Consider the following 15,698-nt stretch of genomic DNA (forward strand, 5'->3'; position numbering starts at 1 on the left):
TTCGTGTGTTGAACCGGGGCTGCGGTTTATGTAATCGGATAGGGTCCGCAAGGTCCCAAGGCAAGAGGATGTAAATGTTGAAGGTTGTGAACAGGTTGAAACCGGCGTCCAAAAGGCTTGTCTTTGCGGCCTGTTTGGTTGCGGCTGGCGCTTGCACGCCAATCTTCAAGAATCACGGATACGTCCCGCCGGCTGACCAACTGGCTGAGATCAAAGTGGGCGTCGATACACGCGACAGCGTTGTTGAAACAATCGGAGCGCCCACCTCTGCCGGGCTGGTGAAGGATTCGGGTTTTTACTATGTCCGCTCTCGCGTGCGCCACTACGGTCCGAAGCGCCCCGAAGTGGTGTCGCGCGAACTGGTTGCGATCAGCTTTGACCAGCGTGGCGTTGTGCGGAATATCGAACGTTTTGGTCTTGAGGATGGATATGTGGTGGTACTGGACCGCCGCGTGACCGAATCCAGCGTTCAGAACCGTGGCTTCCTGCGCCAGCTGTTGGGCAACATCGGCAACTTCAACCCTGCGAACATTCCGGGCGCGAATTAAGTCTGCACTGCCTCTTGCGACGGTCACAGAACAGTCACATGTTCTGTGGTAGAACCGTTGCAACATGAAGCAGGTCAGCAACCGCGGAGGATGCGACCATGGCATTATTGCTGGGCAAGGGCAGATACCGGGCTCGTTTGGCGCAGTCCCCACAGGATGTGGCGGCGGCGCAGAAACTGCGAACCCTGGCATTCGGGACGGATCAGATTGACCGGGATGAATTTGATCCGGTCTGCGCGCATATCCTTGTTGAAGATTCGCGCTCCGATGGACGGCTGGTGTGTTGTTTCAGAATGCTGACAATGGAGCACGGGACCGAGGTTGACCGCAGTTATTCTGCCCAGTTCTATGACCTGTCTTCCCTCAAAGGGTTCGACGGCCGCATGGTCGAAATGGGCCGTTTCTGCATTCACCCGGAATGGACAGACCCGGATATCCTGCGGGTCGCCTGGGGTGCGATGACCAATTACGTGGACCAGAACAACGTCAAGATGTTGTTCGGCTGTTCATCCTTTGCAGGAACCGAAACGGTCGAGTATCTGGACGCCTTTGCTATGTTGAAGCAACGGCATCTGGCACCAAAGCGTTGGTTGCCGCGGGTCAAGGCCCCCGATGTATTCAAGTTTGCCTCTCGCCTGCGACGCAGGCCCGATGTGAAAAAGGCGATGTTGCGGATGCCTCCATTGTTGCGCACCTATCTGATGATGGGCGGCTGGGTCAGTGACCATGCGGTGGTTGATCGGCATATGAATACGCTGCACGTATTCACCGGGCTTGAGATCGGAGCGATCCCCCCGGCCCGTAAACGGTTGCTGCGCGCAGTGGTCCGCTAGATTGAGTATTTTCGAAAAGGTGAAACAGGGACGTTGACGCCTTGTGCCCACCGGTTTAGCTGGCGGCATGGCGAGAATTCCTTTGTTGCAGATGTCCGGCATATCCCTGACTTTCGGGGGCGACCCGGTGTTTTCGGGGCTGGACCTGGTGGTTCAGCCGGGCGACCGCGTGGCCTTGGTTGGGAGAAACGGGTCGGGAAAGTCGACCCTGATGAAAGTCATGGCAGGTCTGGTCGAGCCTGATCAGGGTGACATCGTGGTTTCGCCCGGAAAATCTGTTGGCTACATGGAGCAGGACCCCGGCATGGAAGGGTTCGCGACATTGGGCGATTACGCGTCCAGCGGATTGGAACCGGGTGAGCTGTACAAGGTCGAACGCGCGGGCGAGGGGCTGAAGTTCGAGCCCTCCCGCCCGGTTGAAACCGCTTCGGGTGGCGAGCGTCGCCGGGCGGCATTGGCCAAGCTGATGGCCGAAGCGCCAGACCTGATGCTGCTGGACGAGCCGACGAACCATCTGGATATCGAAGCAATTGCCTGGCTCGAACGCGAACTGGGATCGACCCGAGCAGCCTTTGTTCTGATTTCACATGACCGTGCGTTTTTACGCGCTTTGACCCGCGCGACGTTGTGGATCGACCGCGGCGTGGTACGGCGGCAGGAGCAAGGGTTCGAGGCTTTTGAAACCTGGCGCGACAAGATTTGGGAAGAAGAGGATCAGCAGCGTCACAAGCTGAATCGTCTGATCAAGTCCGAGGCCAAATGGGCTGTCGAAGGTATCAGTGCACGGCGCAAGCGAAATCAGGGCCGGGTGCGGGCTTTGCAGGCTTTGCGCGCTGAAAAGGCTGCGCAGATCAAGCGTCAGGGATCAGCGGCAATGTCGCTGGAAGGCGGACCAAAGTCTGGGCGAAAAGTGATTGAAGCCAAGGGTTTGTCCAAGACCTTTGGCACGCAGCAGATCGTTAGAAACTTTGATCTTCTGGCACAACGTGGGGATCGCGTGGCTTTTGTCGGGCCCAACGGTGTGGGCAAGACGACGTTGCTTAAGATGTTGCTCGGACAGGAACAGCCCGATGAGGGGACGGTGACGCTGGGCACCAACCTTGAGATTGCGGTGTTCGATCAGGCCCGCGCGCAGTTGGACCCCGAAATGACCCTGTGGGACAGCCTGACCGGGGACCCCGAAATGCGGGTATCAGGCAAAGCGGATCAAGTGATGGTTGGGGGCCAGCCCAAGCATGTGGTCGGCTACCTCAAGGAATTCCTGTTTGATGATGCGCAGGCAAGAGCGGCGGTTAAGTCATTGTCAGGTGGGGAAAAAGCGCGTTTGCTGTTGGCGAAACTGATGGCCAAATCCTCGAACCTGTTGGTGCTGGACGAACCGACCAACGATCTGGATGTCGAAACGCTGGACCTGTTGCAGGAACTGCTCGACGACTATGACGGCACCGTCCTTCTGGTCAGCCACGACCGTGATTTTTTGGACAGGGTTGCCACCACGACGATTGCGATGGAGGGCAATGGCCGCGCGACCGTCTATGCGGGCGGATGGTCGGACTACATCGCGCAACGGGGTGACGTTGCCGAAAAGAAAGCTGAAAAAGCAAAGACTTCCAAGTTAAAGCAAAAGCAAGAAGCGCAGCCGAAATCAGGACTATCTTTCTCGGAAAAGCATCGGCTTGAGAAATTGCCTGCCGAGATTGCCCGCCTGGAAGCTGAAATCGGCAAGCTGGAAGAGCTTATGTCAGATCCCCAGCTGTTCACTCGTGAACCGGTCAAGTTCCAGAAGGCGACCGAGGCGCTAGTTGAACGACAAGAGAAACTGGCCGCCGCCGAAGAAGAGTGGCTGGTTCTTGAGGAAAAGGCCGAGGGCGCTTAGGGACGCGTCAACGGTCGTGCAGGATTGCCGACAACGGTTTCACCGGCCGCTACGTCTTTGGTTACAACGCTGCCAGCGCCAATGATGGCGTTGTCGCCGATGGTGACGCCGGGCATCACGATGGCACCTCCGCCAACCCAGACGTTTCGGCCAATGGTCACCGGTATCCCGATTTCCAAACCTTGTGCGCGTTCTGCCGGGTCTTTGGCGTGCTGAGCACAGTAGATCTGGGCATGCGGGCCGAACATCGTGTCATCACCGATCCGAACCTGTGCGGTGTCTAGAACGACGCAGCCGGCGTTGAAATAGACCCGCGCGCTGAGGTGGATATTTAGCCCGTAGGCGCAATGAAACGGAGCCTCAAGTAAGCAATCCGGCCCGACGCGAGCGAACAACGCCTGCAACTCGGGTGCCATGGCACCCCGGGCATCAGGCGGGCAGGTGTTATGTGTGTGGACTGCGTTCCGGGCACGGGTGCGCAGCGCCTCAAGTTCCGAGTCCAGGCAGTTATACCACTGCCCGGACAGCATCTTTTCCCGCTCTGTCATGGGACAGGCTTAACGCATACGAAGGGCGCCGTCGATGCGGATGACTTCTCCGTTCAAGTAGCCCATCTCGACAATGAAACCGGCCAACCGCCCGTATTCGCCCGGATCGCCGAGGCGGGCAGGGTTAGGGACATCTGCCGCCAGTTGTTGTTGAACCTCTTCGGGCAGACCGGTCAGCATCGGTGTCATGAAAATCCCCGGAGCGATGGTCATCACGCGAACGCCGGTTGAGGCCAGATCGCGCGCCATCGGCAGCGTCATCCCCACGACACCGCCTTTTGAGGCTGCGTATGCCGCTTGTCCTTTTTGTCCGTCGAAGGCCGCGATTGAAGCGGTGTTGATGATCACCCCGCGCGCGCCGTCCGGTTCGGGTTCGTTCTTTGCCATTTCAGCCGCGGCCAGGCGCGAGACATTGAACGTGCCCACGAGGTTGATGTCGATCGTACGCTGAAAGGCGTCCAGCGGGTGGGGGCCGTCCTTGCCAACCGTCTTGATCCCATAGGCGATCCCGGCGCAATTCACAGCGGCCGTGATGCGACCCATCTTGCCCTTCGCGTGCTCGATTGCCGCTGCCACAGAGTTTTCATCTGTCACATCTGTCTGAGCGAAATGCCCGCCGATGTCTTCGGCAACCTTAGGGCCACGCGCGGCGTCGCGATCCAGGATGGTGACCTGCGCGCCGTGTTCGGCGAAATGACGGGCAGTGGCTTCGCCCAGACCCGAAGCGCCACCTGTGATGACTGCGGCGGTGGTCGACAATTGCATTGTGGTCTCCTTCGTTCGGATATGAACATTTGTTCATTTAATCCGATGGAGCCTGACCTGTCTACAGATTTGAAGGGGTTAGGGGCAATTCTCAAAACATCCTCAGAAGACATTTAACTGAGCTTAATGCGCAGGTCTCACATCGATACGCAATGGCGTGAGGCGTCGAGGGGGCGCCGCTTAGCGAGTAAGGAGAGCTATATTATGAAGACCAGGACAAAATCCGGGCTGGCGGTATTGGTCGCAGCCCCGTTTATGGGGGCTTTGGTGGCAAGCAGCGCAAGCGCGTCCACCGAGGCGTGCGATTGGAGAACGGCGCGGGATGCTGCCAACAAGGGCGACTATACGACGATGTGTGACTGCACACATGTAACTCCGAGTTTCTTGAAGCGCCTGCAGAACCGGTCGGATTTTGCAACAACTCTGCGTAACACCAGCGCGCAATGCCCCGGGCTGGCGTCATTGCTGACCGATCTGCCGACCAGTTCGGTCGCTGGGTTCTTTAGCCGCGGAGAAGACCGGAGCGGCGATCAGTTTGCCGAGGTTGACACGGGCAACAGAGGCGAAAACGGCGAAGGCGGCGGCAATGATAGCCCTGGTGGCGGTGGTGGCAATGACGGCCCGGGCAACGGCGGCGGCGGTGACGGCCCCGGTGATGGCGGTGGCGGCGACGGCCCCGGTAATGGCGGCGGCGATGGCCCTGGTGATGGCGGTGGAGTTGATGGCCCCGGCGATGGAGGCGGCGGCGACGGCCCCGGTGACGGTGGCAACAACGGCGGCGGTCACGGCGGCGGCAATGGCAACGGCGGCAACAACGGTGGTGGCCATGGCGGCGGTAACGGAAACGGTGGCAACAATGGTGGTGGCCATGGTGGCGGTCACGGAAACGGTGGCAATAACGGCGGCGGCCATGGCGGCGGTAACGGAAACGGCGGCAACAACGGCGGACCTGGCAATGGCAATGGAAACGCCGGAAACTCTGGCAATGGCGGCGGCAACAACGGCGGCTCTGGTCCTGGCACCGGCAACGGTGGCAGCAACAATGGCCAAGGAAAGGGCGGCGGCGGTCATGGGAACGGCGGCAGCAATGGCGGAGGCAAGGAAGAGCGCTAGAAGCGGCCTTTACAGCACGCGTCCAAAGCAAAAAAAGGCCACCCAGTTGGGTGGCCTTTATCTCTTTTTTGAACGATTGTCCGGTTAACCCAGCTGAACCAGTGCATGGCGCTTCTTGCCCGCGCTCAGCTTGATCGGGGAAGACAGCGCGCCCGCATCGATCATCAGCCCGGCATCGGTTAACGGCGCGTCGTCCAGCTTGGCACCATTCTCGGCGATCAAACGCTTGGCTTCTTTGCCGGACTTTGCCAGACCCGATTTCACGATGACCTGCACGATGGACATGCCGTCGCCCAATTCATCCGCGCTGAGAGTCAGGGTCGGAAGATCGTCCCCAACGCCGCCCTTTTCGAACACTTCCCGCGCCGTTGCCTCGGCGTTGGCCGCAGCTTCGGCACCGTGCAGCAGGGCGGTGACTTCGTTGGCGAGGCGGATTTTGGCCTCGTTGATCTCGGACCCTTGCAGCGCGCCCAGTCGGTCACACTCATCCACCGGCATTTCGGTGTAAAGCTTCAGGAACCGGCCAACATCCGCGTCGGTTGTATTGCGCCAGAACTGCCAGAATTCGTAAGGCGAGCGCATTTCTGCGTTCAGCCAGACCGCACCGTCCTGAGACTTGCCCATCTTCTTGCCGTCGCTGGTGGTCAGCAGGGGCGAAGTCAGGCCGTAGATCTCGTGATCCAGCACCCGACGCGTGAGGTCGATCCCGTTGACGATGTTGCCCCACTGGTCCGAGCCGCCCATCTGCAGCACGCAGCCATAGCGGCGGTTCAGTTCGAGGAAGTCATAGGCCTGCAGGATCATGTAGTTGAACTCAAGGAAGCTCAACGATTGCTCGCGATCCAACCGTGATTTCACCGATTCAAACGCCAGCATCCGGTTGACCGAGAAATGCCGCCCGATATCGCGCAGGAAATCGAGGTAGTTCAGGCCATCCAGCCATTCGGCATTGTTCAGCATCAGCGCCTTGTTTTCGGCATCGCTGTCATAGTCGATATAGGCCGAAAACACCTTTTTGATGCCGGCAATGTTTTCGTCGATCTGTTCGGGGCCCAGCAGGGGGCGTTCATCCGCACGGAACGACGGGTCGCCTACCTTGGTGGTGCCGCCGCCCATAAGGGTGATTGGCTGGTGGCCAGTTTTCTGGAACCAGCGCAGCATCATGATCTGGATCAGGCTGCCCACATGCAACGACTTGGCCGTCGCATCAAAGCCGATATAGGCCGGTTTGCACCCACTGATCAGCGCCTCGTCAAGGCCCTGATAATCGGTGCAGTCGGCGAGAAAGCCGCGCTCGATCATCGTGGCGATGAAATCCGATTTGGGGTGGTAGGTCATATCGTGCCCTTTGGGTTTATGTTGCGGGGCACTGTATAGGCGGCGCGTCAGCCAAGGAAAAGCCACCATTTCCAAGAAAACGCGGGCTGTGTCAGCTTTTGACCGGGGGCAAGCGGAAGGCATAGAGCATTGCGATAATGTTCAACACCACAAGGACAACAATCGGTGCGATCGGATCATGCAAATGTGCGACTGCGCCAAGGATCGCAGCAAAGACAATTCCAACGAGGCCAGCGCTGACATCCCCTAGTGCAACCAGGTAGGGGCGCTCTTTTTCGACGCTCATCTGAATGAGATACAGGTAGCGCCCATAGATCACCCCATTCCCGCCCAGCGATAGCAGCAGGATCACCAGCGCGTGGACCCAGACGTTCTGAGCGTAGCCGAAGAATGTAAAGCCAAGCGCCATCAGGGCCGAAATCACGGCGATCAGGCATCCCAACCACATCACAGGTTTGACCGAGACACGATCACTGAGCCACCCCCACAAAAGCGAGCCGATCACCATTCCAAGGCTGGCCCCTATGACAAAATAGCTGAGCGAATGCTTGGTCCCCATATGCAGGGTCGCCGCATGGATCGTGTAGAAGGGCATCGCCAGCTCGACCGATACAAAGATCAGCCGCGCCGAAAGAAATTTGCGATACCAGGGATAGGCCATGCCGGTTTTGAATCCGGTCGCCAGCTCGGCCAAGGGCTTGGGTTTTTTCTTCGGCTCCGGCAAAGGGGCGCGCTGTTCTTCCTCAAACAATCGCACCCCTGCAAAGGCAACACCCGCGGCGAACATGGCGATCACACCGCACCACAGGACGACGATATGGCGCTGCATCGGCTGATCCCCGGACAGCAGGTCCCGCGTGACCAGAACGACGATGATGGCCAAAATGCCCGAGATGGTGGCCTGCGCAAACACCATCCGGTTCCGTTTCGCTTCGGGGACAGAGATGCCGTAGATCTGGCTGGTTCCAAGGCTGGTGATCCCCTGACACAAACCCAGAACCATCGCAGTGGTCAGGAACAGCAGCACGATCATCACACCGGGCAGTTTTGTTGAAAACAGGGCCACCGCCGCCAATACTGCGGCCGTCAACAGGTTCGGTGCGTAAACGGCAAGCTTGGCGCGGGTCGCCCGATTGATGAAGGGCGAGACAAAGATCTCGGCAATCAGGCGCGACCCGGTGACAAAAGGCAGAAGCAACCCCGCAAAGAACGTTGGCGCACCCAAAGCCAGATATAGGAACGGAAGCACCAGATTGGGGTTGATCAGCTGCCCTCCGATCGTGGCCAGAGCGCCGGACCAGAAGATCAGGAAATAGTTCCGGCTTTCGGATGGTTGTTTCTGTGAGTATGTGTCTGACATATGCACCTAAAACCGATTTGTGTTCCTTATACCAAATTGTCGGGAAAAAGCGCGACACTCGTGTGATCTGGCTTGCCTTGGCTTCAGCGGTAGGGGCAGGTTGAACGGGCTGTGCCGATCAACCATGACGGTACAAACAGAATTCGGCAGGAGAGATTAAAGTGGGGCGGGCCATCAAACGAACAGGTGCGATCAGGGTTTTGGGCGCGATGTCCGGCACTTCGATGGATGGGGTGGATGCTGCGGTCGTCGAAACGGACGGGCACCGGATTTTGGGATTTGGTCCAAGTGGGTATCGTGCCTACTCCGATGACGAGCGCGCGGTTCTGCGCGCCGCTTTAGGGCAATGGCACGGGCCTGACGTGGATGCCGCGGCAGAGCTTGTTACCCTGGCCCATGCCGAGGCGCTGTCTGAATTTGATGAGGTCGATCTGATCGGTGTGCACGGCCAAACTCTTGCGCATGAACCAAGTGGGCGCGGGACGTTGCAGGTGGGCGACGGGAAAGGGCTGGCTCAGGCATTGGGGGTGCCAGTCGTCTGGGATTTTCGCAGCGACGATGTGGCGATGGGCGGCGAAGGCGCCCCGTTGGCGCCGTTCTTTCACTTTGCCTGCGCCAAGTGGATCGAGGCAACCCAGCCGCTGTGCTTTCTGAACCTCGGTGGTGTCGGGAACCTGACGTATGTGGACCCCAGTTACGATGGCCCCGAAGCCCCCGGCGCGTTGCTGGCTTTCGACACTGGTCCCGCGAATGCACCGGTCGACGATCTGATGCAGGCGCGTCTGGGCCAGCCGATGGATCGCGACGGAGCCGTCGCGCGCGGCGGAACCGTCGAGATGGGCGCACTCGAGCTGTTTTTGTCCGAGCCTTACTTTATACGCATGCCGCCAAAATCACTGGACCGGAACGACTTTTCCGAGATGATCAAACTGGTGCAGGAACTCAGCGATGCGGACGCGGTGGCCACGCTGACCGGCATGTGTGCCGTGGGCGTGGTGCAGGGGATGGAACATTGCCCCAAACCACCCTCGCGCATGTTGGTCACCGGCGGCGGGCGGCACAATCCAGTATTGATGGAGATGCTGCGCGTTGCATTGGACTGCCCGGTCGAACCAGTCGAGGCCGTGGGTCTGGACGGAGATATGCTTGAGGCGCAGGCCTTCGCCTATCTCGCGGCACGCGTCGCCCGCAGGCTGCCGACGTCGTGTCCGGGGACGACAGGTGTGAAAGCGCTGGTCGGTGGTGGGGTTGTGAGTTCGGTTGCGTAATGGGGTGGTGGGTTAAAAGCCAATTGCCCGGTTTCTGCTTTGCGGGACATAGCAGTCTTCTAAAGCGTGGCTCTGGATTTCTTCTTGATACAGATGTTTAGTGTGAAAATATTGCTGCCACGCTACCGGTCGATGTGGAAATCAGAAGTCTAAACAGGCATGTTCCAGGCTGCCTTTCTCAAAGGAAACTGAACACGATGAAAAGAATTCTCGGCTCAACTGCCCTCGCATTGTCTCTCACTTTTACTACTGCTTTCGCGGTAACGCCGACCGATTCAAACTTCAATGATACAGGTGATATTCTTGAGCGTTCAAAGAAGTACACCGACATCGAATACGACATCATGGTGCAGCGTGCGGCGCAGGCAGCGATCTACTACATGCCGGCAGTTGCTCAAGTCGATTTCATCAAAGCTACGGTGCGTGCGGGCGGAAACTATGACACCGTCAACTTTGTCACCGAACCATTCGGTTCCGACAAAGGTTTCCTTACTGCGAACGACACTACAGCCTATGCATGGGGCTCTATTTCGCTCAAGGATGGCCCAATGATCGTCGAAGTCCCGCCAATGACTGACAAGGTGGACTACTTCGGGTCCTTTATCTCGGCATGGCATGTTCCGGTCATCGACGTAGGCTCAAAAGGCGCTGACGAAGGCAACGGTGGCAAATACCTGTTTCTTCCCGCCGAGTATAACGACGAGTTTGGCACAGCAGCAGAGCTAGAAACGCAGGGCTATATCATCGTGCCCAAGATCGATACACACGACTTCTCTTTTTCGTTCCGCCCGACGCTTTTAAACGGGGCCACGCACGCAGAAGCCGGAGAGCACGCCAAGGGCATCAAGATATATTCGCTGGCCGAAGAAGTGAGCGGGGATATTCAGCCCACTGATTACATCGACATGACGGATAATCCTTACGACTGTCTGCCTTACTACAACATGACGTTCATCGAAGACATCAATGACGTGGTGCAAAACAACCCAATCCGCGAGAAAGACCGCGCGATCTACTCTATGTTGGAAAGTATCGGCATCAAAAAAGGAGAAGATTTCGCCCCAACGCCAATGCAGCAGAAAGCTGCGCTTGAAGGTTTAGAGTATGCTTACGCGCATATGCAGAACAAGTTCATAACGGAGGGCGAAACTGTTGCTCCATTGTGGGTCAAAGGTGGAGAGAAGATATCTGAGTGGTCGTTCTGGAACTTCGGGCCGCAGGCTGAGATGGGTTTTCCATTTGAGGACGGTGACGAGATCCTCATTGATAAACGCGCAGCGACCTACTTCTACGTAACATTCCTGCCAAGCCAACTGGGCGGCGCGACGTTCTACCTGACAGGCTTACGTGACTCCGATGGGAACATGTTGAACGGTACCGACACATATAAACTCAACGTGCCGTCTGATGTGCCCGCCAAGGACTTTTGGTCGGCTATTGTCTACAACATGGAGACCAAGAACTTTAGCCGCGGCGTTGACCGCGTCGGTGCTTCAACAAAAGATTTAGATGATATGGTGAAGAACGAGGATGGGTCAGTTGACGTGTACTACGCGCCTAACTTGGACGAAGTACCGGAAGGATACGAGGCCAATTGGGTGACAACCGAGAGTGCTACAAATGCAGATGATTGGTTCTTCCTTTTTCGCCTGTACCGTCCTGAGTCTCCGGACTGGTTCAAAAACTGGACGCTCAACGACGTCGTGAACATCTCAAAACAGTAACCATCCGGCCTATCTGACGACTGATCGAATGGCCGCTAAGGGCTCAAAGTGAACTTTCGCTGCGGTGGAGCGAATGTCGGCTTTCTAGCTTCAGAAACTGATTGAGATCTGATCTCCTCGGCCTAGCCTTCGCACTTAGGCAGTGCTTGGCTCAGTACATTGGTGTTTTTTGCGTAATTCCGAAACATAATTGACAATTTTGGACGCTGTTTTACAAAATCGGCCATGACGCAGCCAATAGATCGCAAGCTAGACATAGTTGTTTTGGTGAGTTCGCATTTTAATGTTTCGGCGACAACGTCTTTCGTGGATCCATTCAGAGTAGCAAATTACCTGACAGGTTCGGCTCGATTTTCTTGGACCTATGTCTCAGACCCTGGTGGTCCAATTGAAACCAGCAGCGGCTTGGTCGTTGACACTGCCCCATTGGCGGAGGTGGTGGCGCGCAAGCCTTGGATGGTTCTGGTGAGTACAAGTTGGACACCTGAGCGTCACGGGACACCTCAGTTCAAGGTAGCCCTACAGAAATGGGAATCGGGTGGAGCGATCCTCGGTGGTTTGGATACCGGCGCAATTGTTCTTGCGACGGCTGGACTACTCAAAGGAAAGACCGCAACGGTTCACTATGAACACATCGACGCCTTTGCCGAAACGGCCCATGACACCACCGTGTCGGAGAACATGATTGTTATGGATGGAAAGATTTTCACTTGTTGCGGGGGTTCTGCAGCAACAGATCTGGGATTGCGGTTTATACATTCTGTCGCTGGTGAGAGTATCGCCAATGCATCTGCTCGATACCTTTTTCATCACAATGTGCGCGGAGAAGGCCAATCACAGAACCCCAAAGACGTAGAGCCGCTGGGGTACGTCACCTCTGGAGTGGTAAGGGACGCGATCGATTTGATGGAGGCGCACTTGGAAGCCACTTTGTCGATCCCTGAAATATCAGCGAGGTTGAAGATTTCGCAACGGCAACTTAGCCGATTGTTTCAGCAATATGTCCATAAGTCACCGATCGAGTATTACCGCGACATACGCCTTGATCGCGCGCGCGGATTAGTGACGCAAACTGAGCTTAAGTTCAGCGAGATTGCGGAAGCATCAGGGTTTAATGGACAGGTTCATTTCAGCCGGGCATACCGCAAACGATTTGGATTGACCCCCAGTGCGGATCGCATTGAAGGCCGCACCCCGTTCGAGTTTCGCGCTTGGCCAATGTTCAAGCCTGACATCAAGTCCGAAGGTGTTGGGTAGCTTTTTGCATCGCCGTAAGCATCTTGTCGCGTTGCGCTGATAACTCTTCGGTACTTTGCCCCTGTGTTTGATCCTTTATGCCGTCGACCAGTTTATTGATGACATCCTCATCAAGACGAGGGTCGCCCAGGTCGTCCCACCAGCCATTGAATGTGTCTTTGAAATGGTCACAGAAGGCCTGCAGGCCACCATCGCCTGCACCCAAGTGAAAAAGCGTTGTGGGACCCATCGCGGCCCATCGGAGTCCCGGACCAGCCCACATCGCTTTATCGATGTCTTCGACACTGGCGACACCTTCGACCGCCATATGAACGGCCTCGCGCCAAACTGCGGCTTGCAAACGGTTCGCGACATGCCCTGGCATGCCTTTCTTGATCCGGATCGTGATTTTACCAATGTCTTTGTAGAAAGCTTCTGTGCGGTCCAAAACATCTGAACCGGTGGAATCGTTGACGGTCAATTCGACCAGTGGGATGAGATGCGGTGGGTTAAATGGATGACCTAGGATCAATTTGCTAGGATCGCGCCATCCCTCTTGCAAAGCTTCGAGCGTCAGGCCGGAAGTTGAGCTTGAAACTATTGCGTTAGGGTTCAACTCTGGCTCAAGCCCGGCATAGGTCGAATGCTTAATTGGCAGTCTTTCTGGCACGTTCTCCTGAACGAATTGTGCGCCCTGGACAGCCGCCTCGGCGGTTGAAACGAAAGTGATAGCGTCAGGTGTGGCCCTATCTGTGAGATCCAATTCGTCCAATGTCGGCCAGGCTTTTTCGATATAAGAGCGAACGGATGCTTCGGTATTCGGATCGGGGTCAAAGACCGTCACGCGACGGCCCGAGGCGAGAAACAAAGCTGCCCAGCTTGCCCCGATGACACCGGCTCCAAGAATGGCGGTTCTTTCAATTTCTGACATCATAACAGTCCCGGATTAAGGGGGGAGGCCGCCGTCAGGCCACCGTCCACCGTGAACAACTGGCCGGTTGCAAAAGACGAGTCGTCAGAGGCCAGCCACACAGCCATCGCTGCAATATCGGCAGGTTTGCCAAAGCGTTTGACCGCGTGGCGAGCCAGCGCGTCGGATTTAGCTTTTTCCGGGTCATGAGCGAGGTCGAACGCTGCGTCCAGCATGCCCGTTTCAATCCACCCCGGGCAGATCGCATTGCAGCGCACCGCTGGTCCGTGGTCCACTGCGATAGAGCGTGTCAGCCCATGCACAAACGCCTTTGACGCATTGTAGAGCGCCATCGATGGGTCCGCGGCATTGCCCGAGATCGACCCGATGTTGATGATCGAGCCACCTTGCGACATTTCTGGAATGAAGGCGCGACAACAGTTAAAAACGCCTCGCGCATTTACGCCCATCACTAAGTCCCAATCCGCGTCTGTGCTTTCGGTCACTGTTTTTTCGACCTGAACACCGGCGTTGTTTACAAGGATATCAGTCCCACAGACTGTCCTGGCGATCTCTGCAACTGCGTTGGCTTCGGACACATCCAGCGTGTACCAAATTACGTTTTCCGGCAGATCATCGGGTTGAGGGCCACGCCCGCAGGTAGTGACAGCGGCCCCTTCAGCCACGAACGCCTCAACGATGCCCCGCCCAATGCCCTGCTTGCCGCCTGTGACAAAGGCACATTTTCCAGCCAACCGCATCAGTGTGCCACCATAACGTGACGGACTGCGGTGTAAGCATCCAGCGCATAGACCGACATATCGCTACCCGTACCGGACCCCTTCATAGCGGCCCATGGCATCTCGGGTGTCGCGACCCCATGCGTGTTTACCCACGTAAACCCATAGCGCAGCTTGGATGTCATTTGCATCGCGCGTCCAACATCTCGTGTCCAGACCGATGAGGCCAACCCGTAAGGCCCGTTGTTGGCAATCTTCAACGCCTCTTCTGCGTCAGAAAAACGGGAGACTGTTACAACAGGTCCAAACACCTCGTTGCAAGCTATCTCCGCAGTATTGTCCACGTCAGCGATGACTGTCGGCTGGTAGAAAAAGCCGTCTTCTTCGCCAGACGCCCCACCGGAAACGATTTCAGAGCTGCAGCGTGCGCGATCAACAAAACCCGCTACTCGATCCCGCTGAACTGCAGAGACAAGCGGGCCCATTTCCGTTCCTTCAGCTTTCGGTGCACCTGTCTGGATCTGGCCTACCTGATCGGCAATCGCAGCCACAAGTTTGTCGTAAACACTGTCTGCAACCATCACTCGGCATGGCTGTGCGCAGTCCTGACCGGCATTGAAGTAGCTGCCATATCGGATCGTCTCGGCCACAGCATCGAGATCAGCATCATCAAAGACTATGACCGGTGCCTTGCCGCCCAATTCCAGATGAACGTGTTTAATTTTCTGGGAAGCAGCCCGCATTGCAGCCATGCCTGTCGCCGGAGAACCCGTTACACTGATCCCTTCCATCTGTGGGCTGTTCATCAGGGCATTCCCCACGCCGAGCCCGCGACCATGGATCACGTTTAGCACGCCTTTTGGCAGAACATCTTGTAACAATTCTGCAAGTCGCAGAGTAGATAGGGGCGTTATCTCCGACGGTTTCAACACAATGGAACATCCTGCCGCAATTGGTGCGGCAATCTTCCAGGACGCCATCATCAGCGGATAGTTCCAAGGCGCTATGGCCGCTACGGGACCAATTGGATCACGCCGGATCATCGAGGTATTACCCGCAACATATTCGCCAGCAGCAGATCCCATCATGGTTCGCGCAGCACCAGCGAAAAAGCGAAAGACATCAATCGTCAGCGGCATCTCGTCATCATGAGCGGATGGCCAAGGCTTTCCCACATCCAGGCTTTCAAGTTCTGCCAACTCCTGGCTGTTCGCCTCGATAACATCAGCTATGTGAAGCAACATCGCGGCTCGTTCTGCAGGGGGCGAGGTTGAAAAAGCTTCAAATGCCTCTGTCGAGCCGCGCACGGCCGCCTCGATCTGTGCATCGCTAGCCTCTTTTACTTCGCCTATAGTCTCGCCTGTTGCAGGGTTCAGGATGCGCAAGGCTTCCCCGGTACCTTCCACCATTTCACCGTTGATCAACATTTTCGTCTGCAT

The 15,698-nt window shown here is 56.8% G+C and carries 14 protein-coding genes; 7 read left to right on the forward strand and 7 right to left on the reverse strand.

Going from position 1 to position 15,698, the window contains the following annotated elements; all coding sequences use genetic code 11:
- Positions 1-74 precede the first annotated feature (74 nt).
- The 3 genes from AC2FJC_RS03225 to AC2FJC_RS03235 all read left to right on the forward strand — a co-directional run bounded on the left by AC2FJC_RS03225 (position 75) and on the right by AC2FJC_RS03235 (position 3,257).
- Positions 75-548 (forward strand): outer membrane protein assembly factor BamE, encoded by a 474-nt coding sequence (locus tag AC2FJC_RS03225; RefSeq protein WP_496723232.1) that lies wholly within the window; start codon positions 75-77, stop codon positions 546-548.
- A 98-nt stretch (positions 549-646) separates the two neighbouring features.
- Positions 647-1,381: a GNAT family N-acetyltransferase gene (locus AC2FJC_RS03230; RefSeq protein ID WP_496738387.1), complete on the forward strand. Its 735-nt coding sequence runs from the start codon at positions 647-649 to the stop codon at positions 1,379-1,381.
- 67 nt (positions 1,382-1,448) lie between these two features.
- Complete coding sequence (locus AC2FJC_RS03235) at positions 1,449-3,257, forward strand: ABC-F family ATP-binding cassette domain-containing protein (RefSeq protein WP_496738388.1); 1,809 nt, start codon at positions 1,449-1,451, stop codon at positions 3,255-3,257.
- Here AC2FJC_RS03235 and AC2FJC_RS03240 read toward each other — a convergent pair.
- Together AC2FJC_RS03240 and AC2FJC_RS03245 are read right to left on the reverse strand one after the other, a co-directional pair.
- Positions 3,254-3,805, reverse strand: a complete 552-nt coding sequence (locus AC2FJC_RS03240) for a sugar O-acetyltransferase (protein ID WP_496738389.1) — start codon at positions 3,803-3,805, stop codon at positions 3,254-3,256. The genes AC2FJC_RS03235 and AC2FJC_RS03240 overlap by 4 nt on opposite strands.
- A 9-nt stretch (positions 3,806-3,814) precedes the next feature.
- On the reverse strand, positions 3,815-4,570 hold the full coding sequence (locus tag AC2FJC_RS03245) for a 3-hydroxyacyl-CoA dehydrogenase (protein ID WP_496738390.1): 756 nt from the start codon (positions 4,568-4,570) through the stop codon (positions 3,815-3,817).
- Positions 4,571-4,774: 204 nt separating this feature from the next.
- Here AC2FJC_RS03245 and AC2FJC_RS03250 point away from each other — a divergent pair, with 204 nt between their 5' ends.
- The gene (locus tag AC2FJC_RS03250) at positions 4,775-5,683 is read left to right on the forward strand and encodes a hypothetical protein (RefSeq protein ID WP_496738391.1); all 909 of its coding nucleotides are present in this window, start codon (positions 4,775-4,777) and stop codon (positions 5,681-5,683) included.
- 84 nt (positions 5,684-5,767) lie between these two features.
- Here the strand turns inward: AC2FJC_RS03250 and tyrS are convergent, their stop codons facing one another.
- Both tyrS and AC2FJC_RS03260 read right to left on the reverse strand, forming a co-directional pair.
- Positions 5,768-7,021 carry a tyrosine--tRNA ligase gene (gene tyrS / locus AC2FJC_RS03255; protein ID WP_113790252.1) on the reverse strand — a complete coding sequence of 418 codons (1,254 nt, stop codon included), beginning with the start codon at positions 7,019-7,021 and terminating at the stop codon, positions 5,768-5,770.
- Between the two features lie 91 nt (positions 7,022-7,112).
- Positions 7,113-8,381, reverse strand: a complete 1,269-nt coding sequence (locus AC2FJC_RS03260; RefSeq protein ID WP_496738392.1) for an MFS transporter — start codon at positions 8,379-8,381, stop codon at positions 7,113-7,115.
- Between the two features lie 209 nt (positions 8,382-8,590).
- On the opposite strand from AC2FJC_RS03260, the gene AC2FJC_RS03265 reads away from it, so the two are divergent.
- From AC2FJC_RS03265 to AC2FJC_RS03275, 3 genes are all read left to right on the forward strand, one after another.
- Positions 8,591-9,649 carry an anhydro-N-acetylmuramic acid kinase gene (locus AC2FJC_RS03265; protein WP_496738593.1) on the forward strand — a complete coding sequence of 353 codons (1,059 nt, stop codon included), beginning with the start codon at positions 8,591-8,593 and terminating at the stop codon, positions 9,647-9,649.
- A 197-nt stretch (positions 9,650-9,846) separates the two neighbouring features.
- Positions 9,847-11,373, forward strand: coding sequence for a DUF1214 domain-containing protein (locus AC2FJC_RS03270; protein ID WP_496738393.1), 1,527 nt, complete (start codon positions 9,847-9,849; stop codon positions 11,371-11,373).
- A gap of 225 nt (positions 11,374-11,598) precedes the next feature.
- Positions 11,599-12,630 (forward strand): GlxA family transcriptional regulator, encoded by a 1,032-nt coding sequence (locus tag AC2FJC_RS03275; RefSeq protein ID WP_496738394.1) that lies wholly within the window; start codon positions 11,599-11,601, stop codon positions 12,628-12,630.
- Here AC2FJC_RS03275 and AC2FJC_RS03280 read toward each other — a convergent pair.
- The 3 genes from AC2FJC_RS03280 to AC2FJC_RS03290 are packed head-to-tail and all read right to left on the reverse strand — an operon-like array spanning position 12,608 to position 15,698.
- Positions 12,608-13,540 carry a 3-hydroxyacyl-CoA dehydrogenase NAD-binding domain-containing protein gene (locus AC2FJC_RS03280; protein WP_496738395.1) on the reverse strand — a complete coding sequence of 311 codons (933 nt, stop codon included), beginning with the start codon at positions 13,538-13,540 and terminating at the stop codon, positions 12,608-12,610. The genes AC2FJC_RS03275 and AC2FJC_RS03280 overlap by 23 nt on opposite strands.
- Positions 13,540-14,280, reverse strand: a complete 741-nt coding sequence (locus AC2FJC_RS03285; RefSeq protein ID WP_496738396.1) for an SDR family NAD(P)-dependent oxidoreductase — start codon at positions 14,278-14,280, stop codon at positions 13,540-13,542. The genes AC2FJC_RS03280 and AC2FJC_RS03285 overlap by 1 nt, the downstream gene beginning before the upstream one ends.
- Positions 14,280-15,698, reverse strand: coding sequence for a gamma-aminobutyraldehyde dehydrogenase (locus AC2FJC_RS03290; protein WP_496738397.1), 1,419 nt, complete (start codon positions 15,696-15,698; stop codon positions 14,280-14,282). Before AC2FJC_RS03290 ends, AC2FJC_RS03285 begins: the two co-directional genes overlap by 1 nt.

Source organism: Ruegeria sp. CDSB117 (genome assembly GCF_059611005.1).

Bases quoted from the DNA above. Each gene is read 5' to 3' on its own strand.
- AC2FJC_RS03225 (WP_496723232.1), top strand. From the start codon at position 75: ATGTTGAAGGTTGTGAACAGGTTGAAACCGGCGTCCAAAAGGCTTGTC.
- AC2FJC_RS03230 (WP_496738387.1), top strand. From the start codon at position 647: ATGGCATTATTGCTGGGCAAGGGCAGATACCGGGCTCGTTTGGCGCAG.
- AC2FJC_RS03235 (WP_496738388.1), top strand. From the start codon at position 1,449: ATGGCGAGAATTCCTTTGTTGCAGATGTCCGGCATATCCCTGACTTTC.
- AC2FJC_RS03240 (WP_496738389.1), bottom strand. From the start codon at position 3,805: ATGACAGAGCGGGAAAAGATGCTGTCCGGGCAGTGGTATAACTGCCTG.
- AC2FJC_RS03245 (WP_496738390.1), bottom strand. From the start codon at position 4,570: ATGCAATTGTCGACCACCGCCGCAGTCATCACAGGTGGCGCTTCGGGT.
- AC2FJC_RS03250 (WP_496738391.1), top strand. From the start codon at position 4,775: ATGAAGACCAGGACAAAATCCGGGCTGGCGGTATTGGTCGCAGCCCCG.
- tyrS (WP_113790252.1), bottom strand. From the start codon at position 7,021: ATGACCTACCACCCCAAATCGGATTTCATCGCCACGATGATCGAGCGC.
- AC2FJC_RS03260 (WP_496738392.1), bottom strand. From the start codon at position 8,381: ATGTCAGACACATACTCACAGAAACAACCATCCGAAAGCCGGAACTAT.
- AC2FJC_RS03265 (WP_496738593.1), top strand. From the start codon at position 8,591: ATGTCCGGCACTTCGATGGATGGGGTGGATGCTGCGGTCGTCGAAACG.
- AC2FJC_RS03270 (WP_496738393.1), top strand. From the start codon at position 9,847: ATGAAAAGAATTCTCGGCTCAACTGCCCTCGCATTGTCTCTCACTTTT.
- AC2FJC_RS03275 (WP_496738394.1), top strand. From the start codon at position 11,599: ATGACGCAGCCAATAGATCGCAAGCTAGACATAGTTGTTTTGGTGAGT.
- AC2FJC_RS03280 (WP_496738395.1), bottom strand. From the start codon at position 13,540: ATGTCAGAAATTGAAAGAACCGCCATTCTTGGAGCCGGTGTCATCGGG.
- AC2FJC_RS03285 (WP_496738396.1), bottom strand. From the start codon at position 14,280: ATGCGGTTGGCTGGAAAATGTGCCTTTGTCACAGGCGGCAAGCAGGGC.
- AC2FJC_RS03290 (WP_496738397.1), bottom strand. From the start codon at position 15,698: ATGCAGACGAAAATGTTGATCAACGGTGAAATGGTGGAAGGTACCGGG.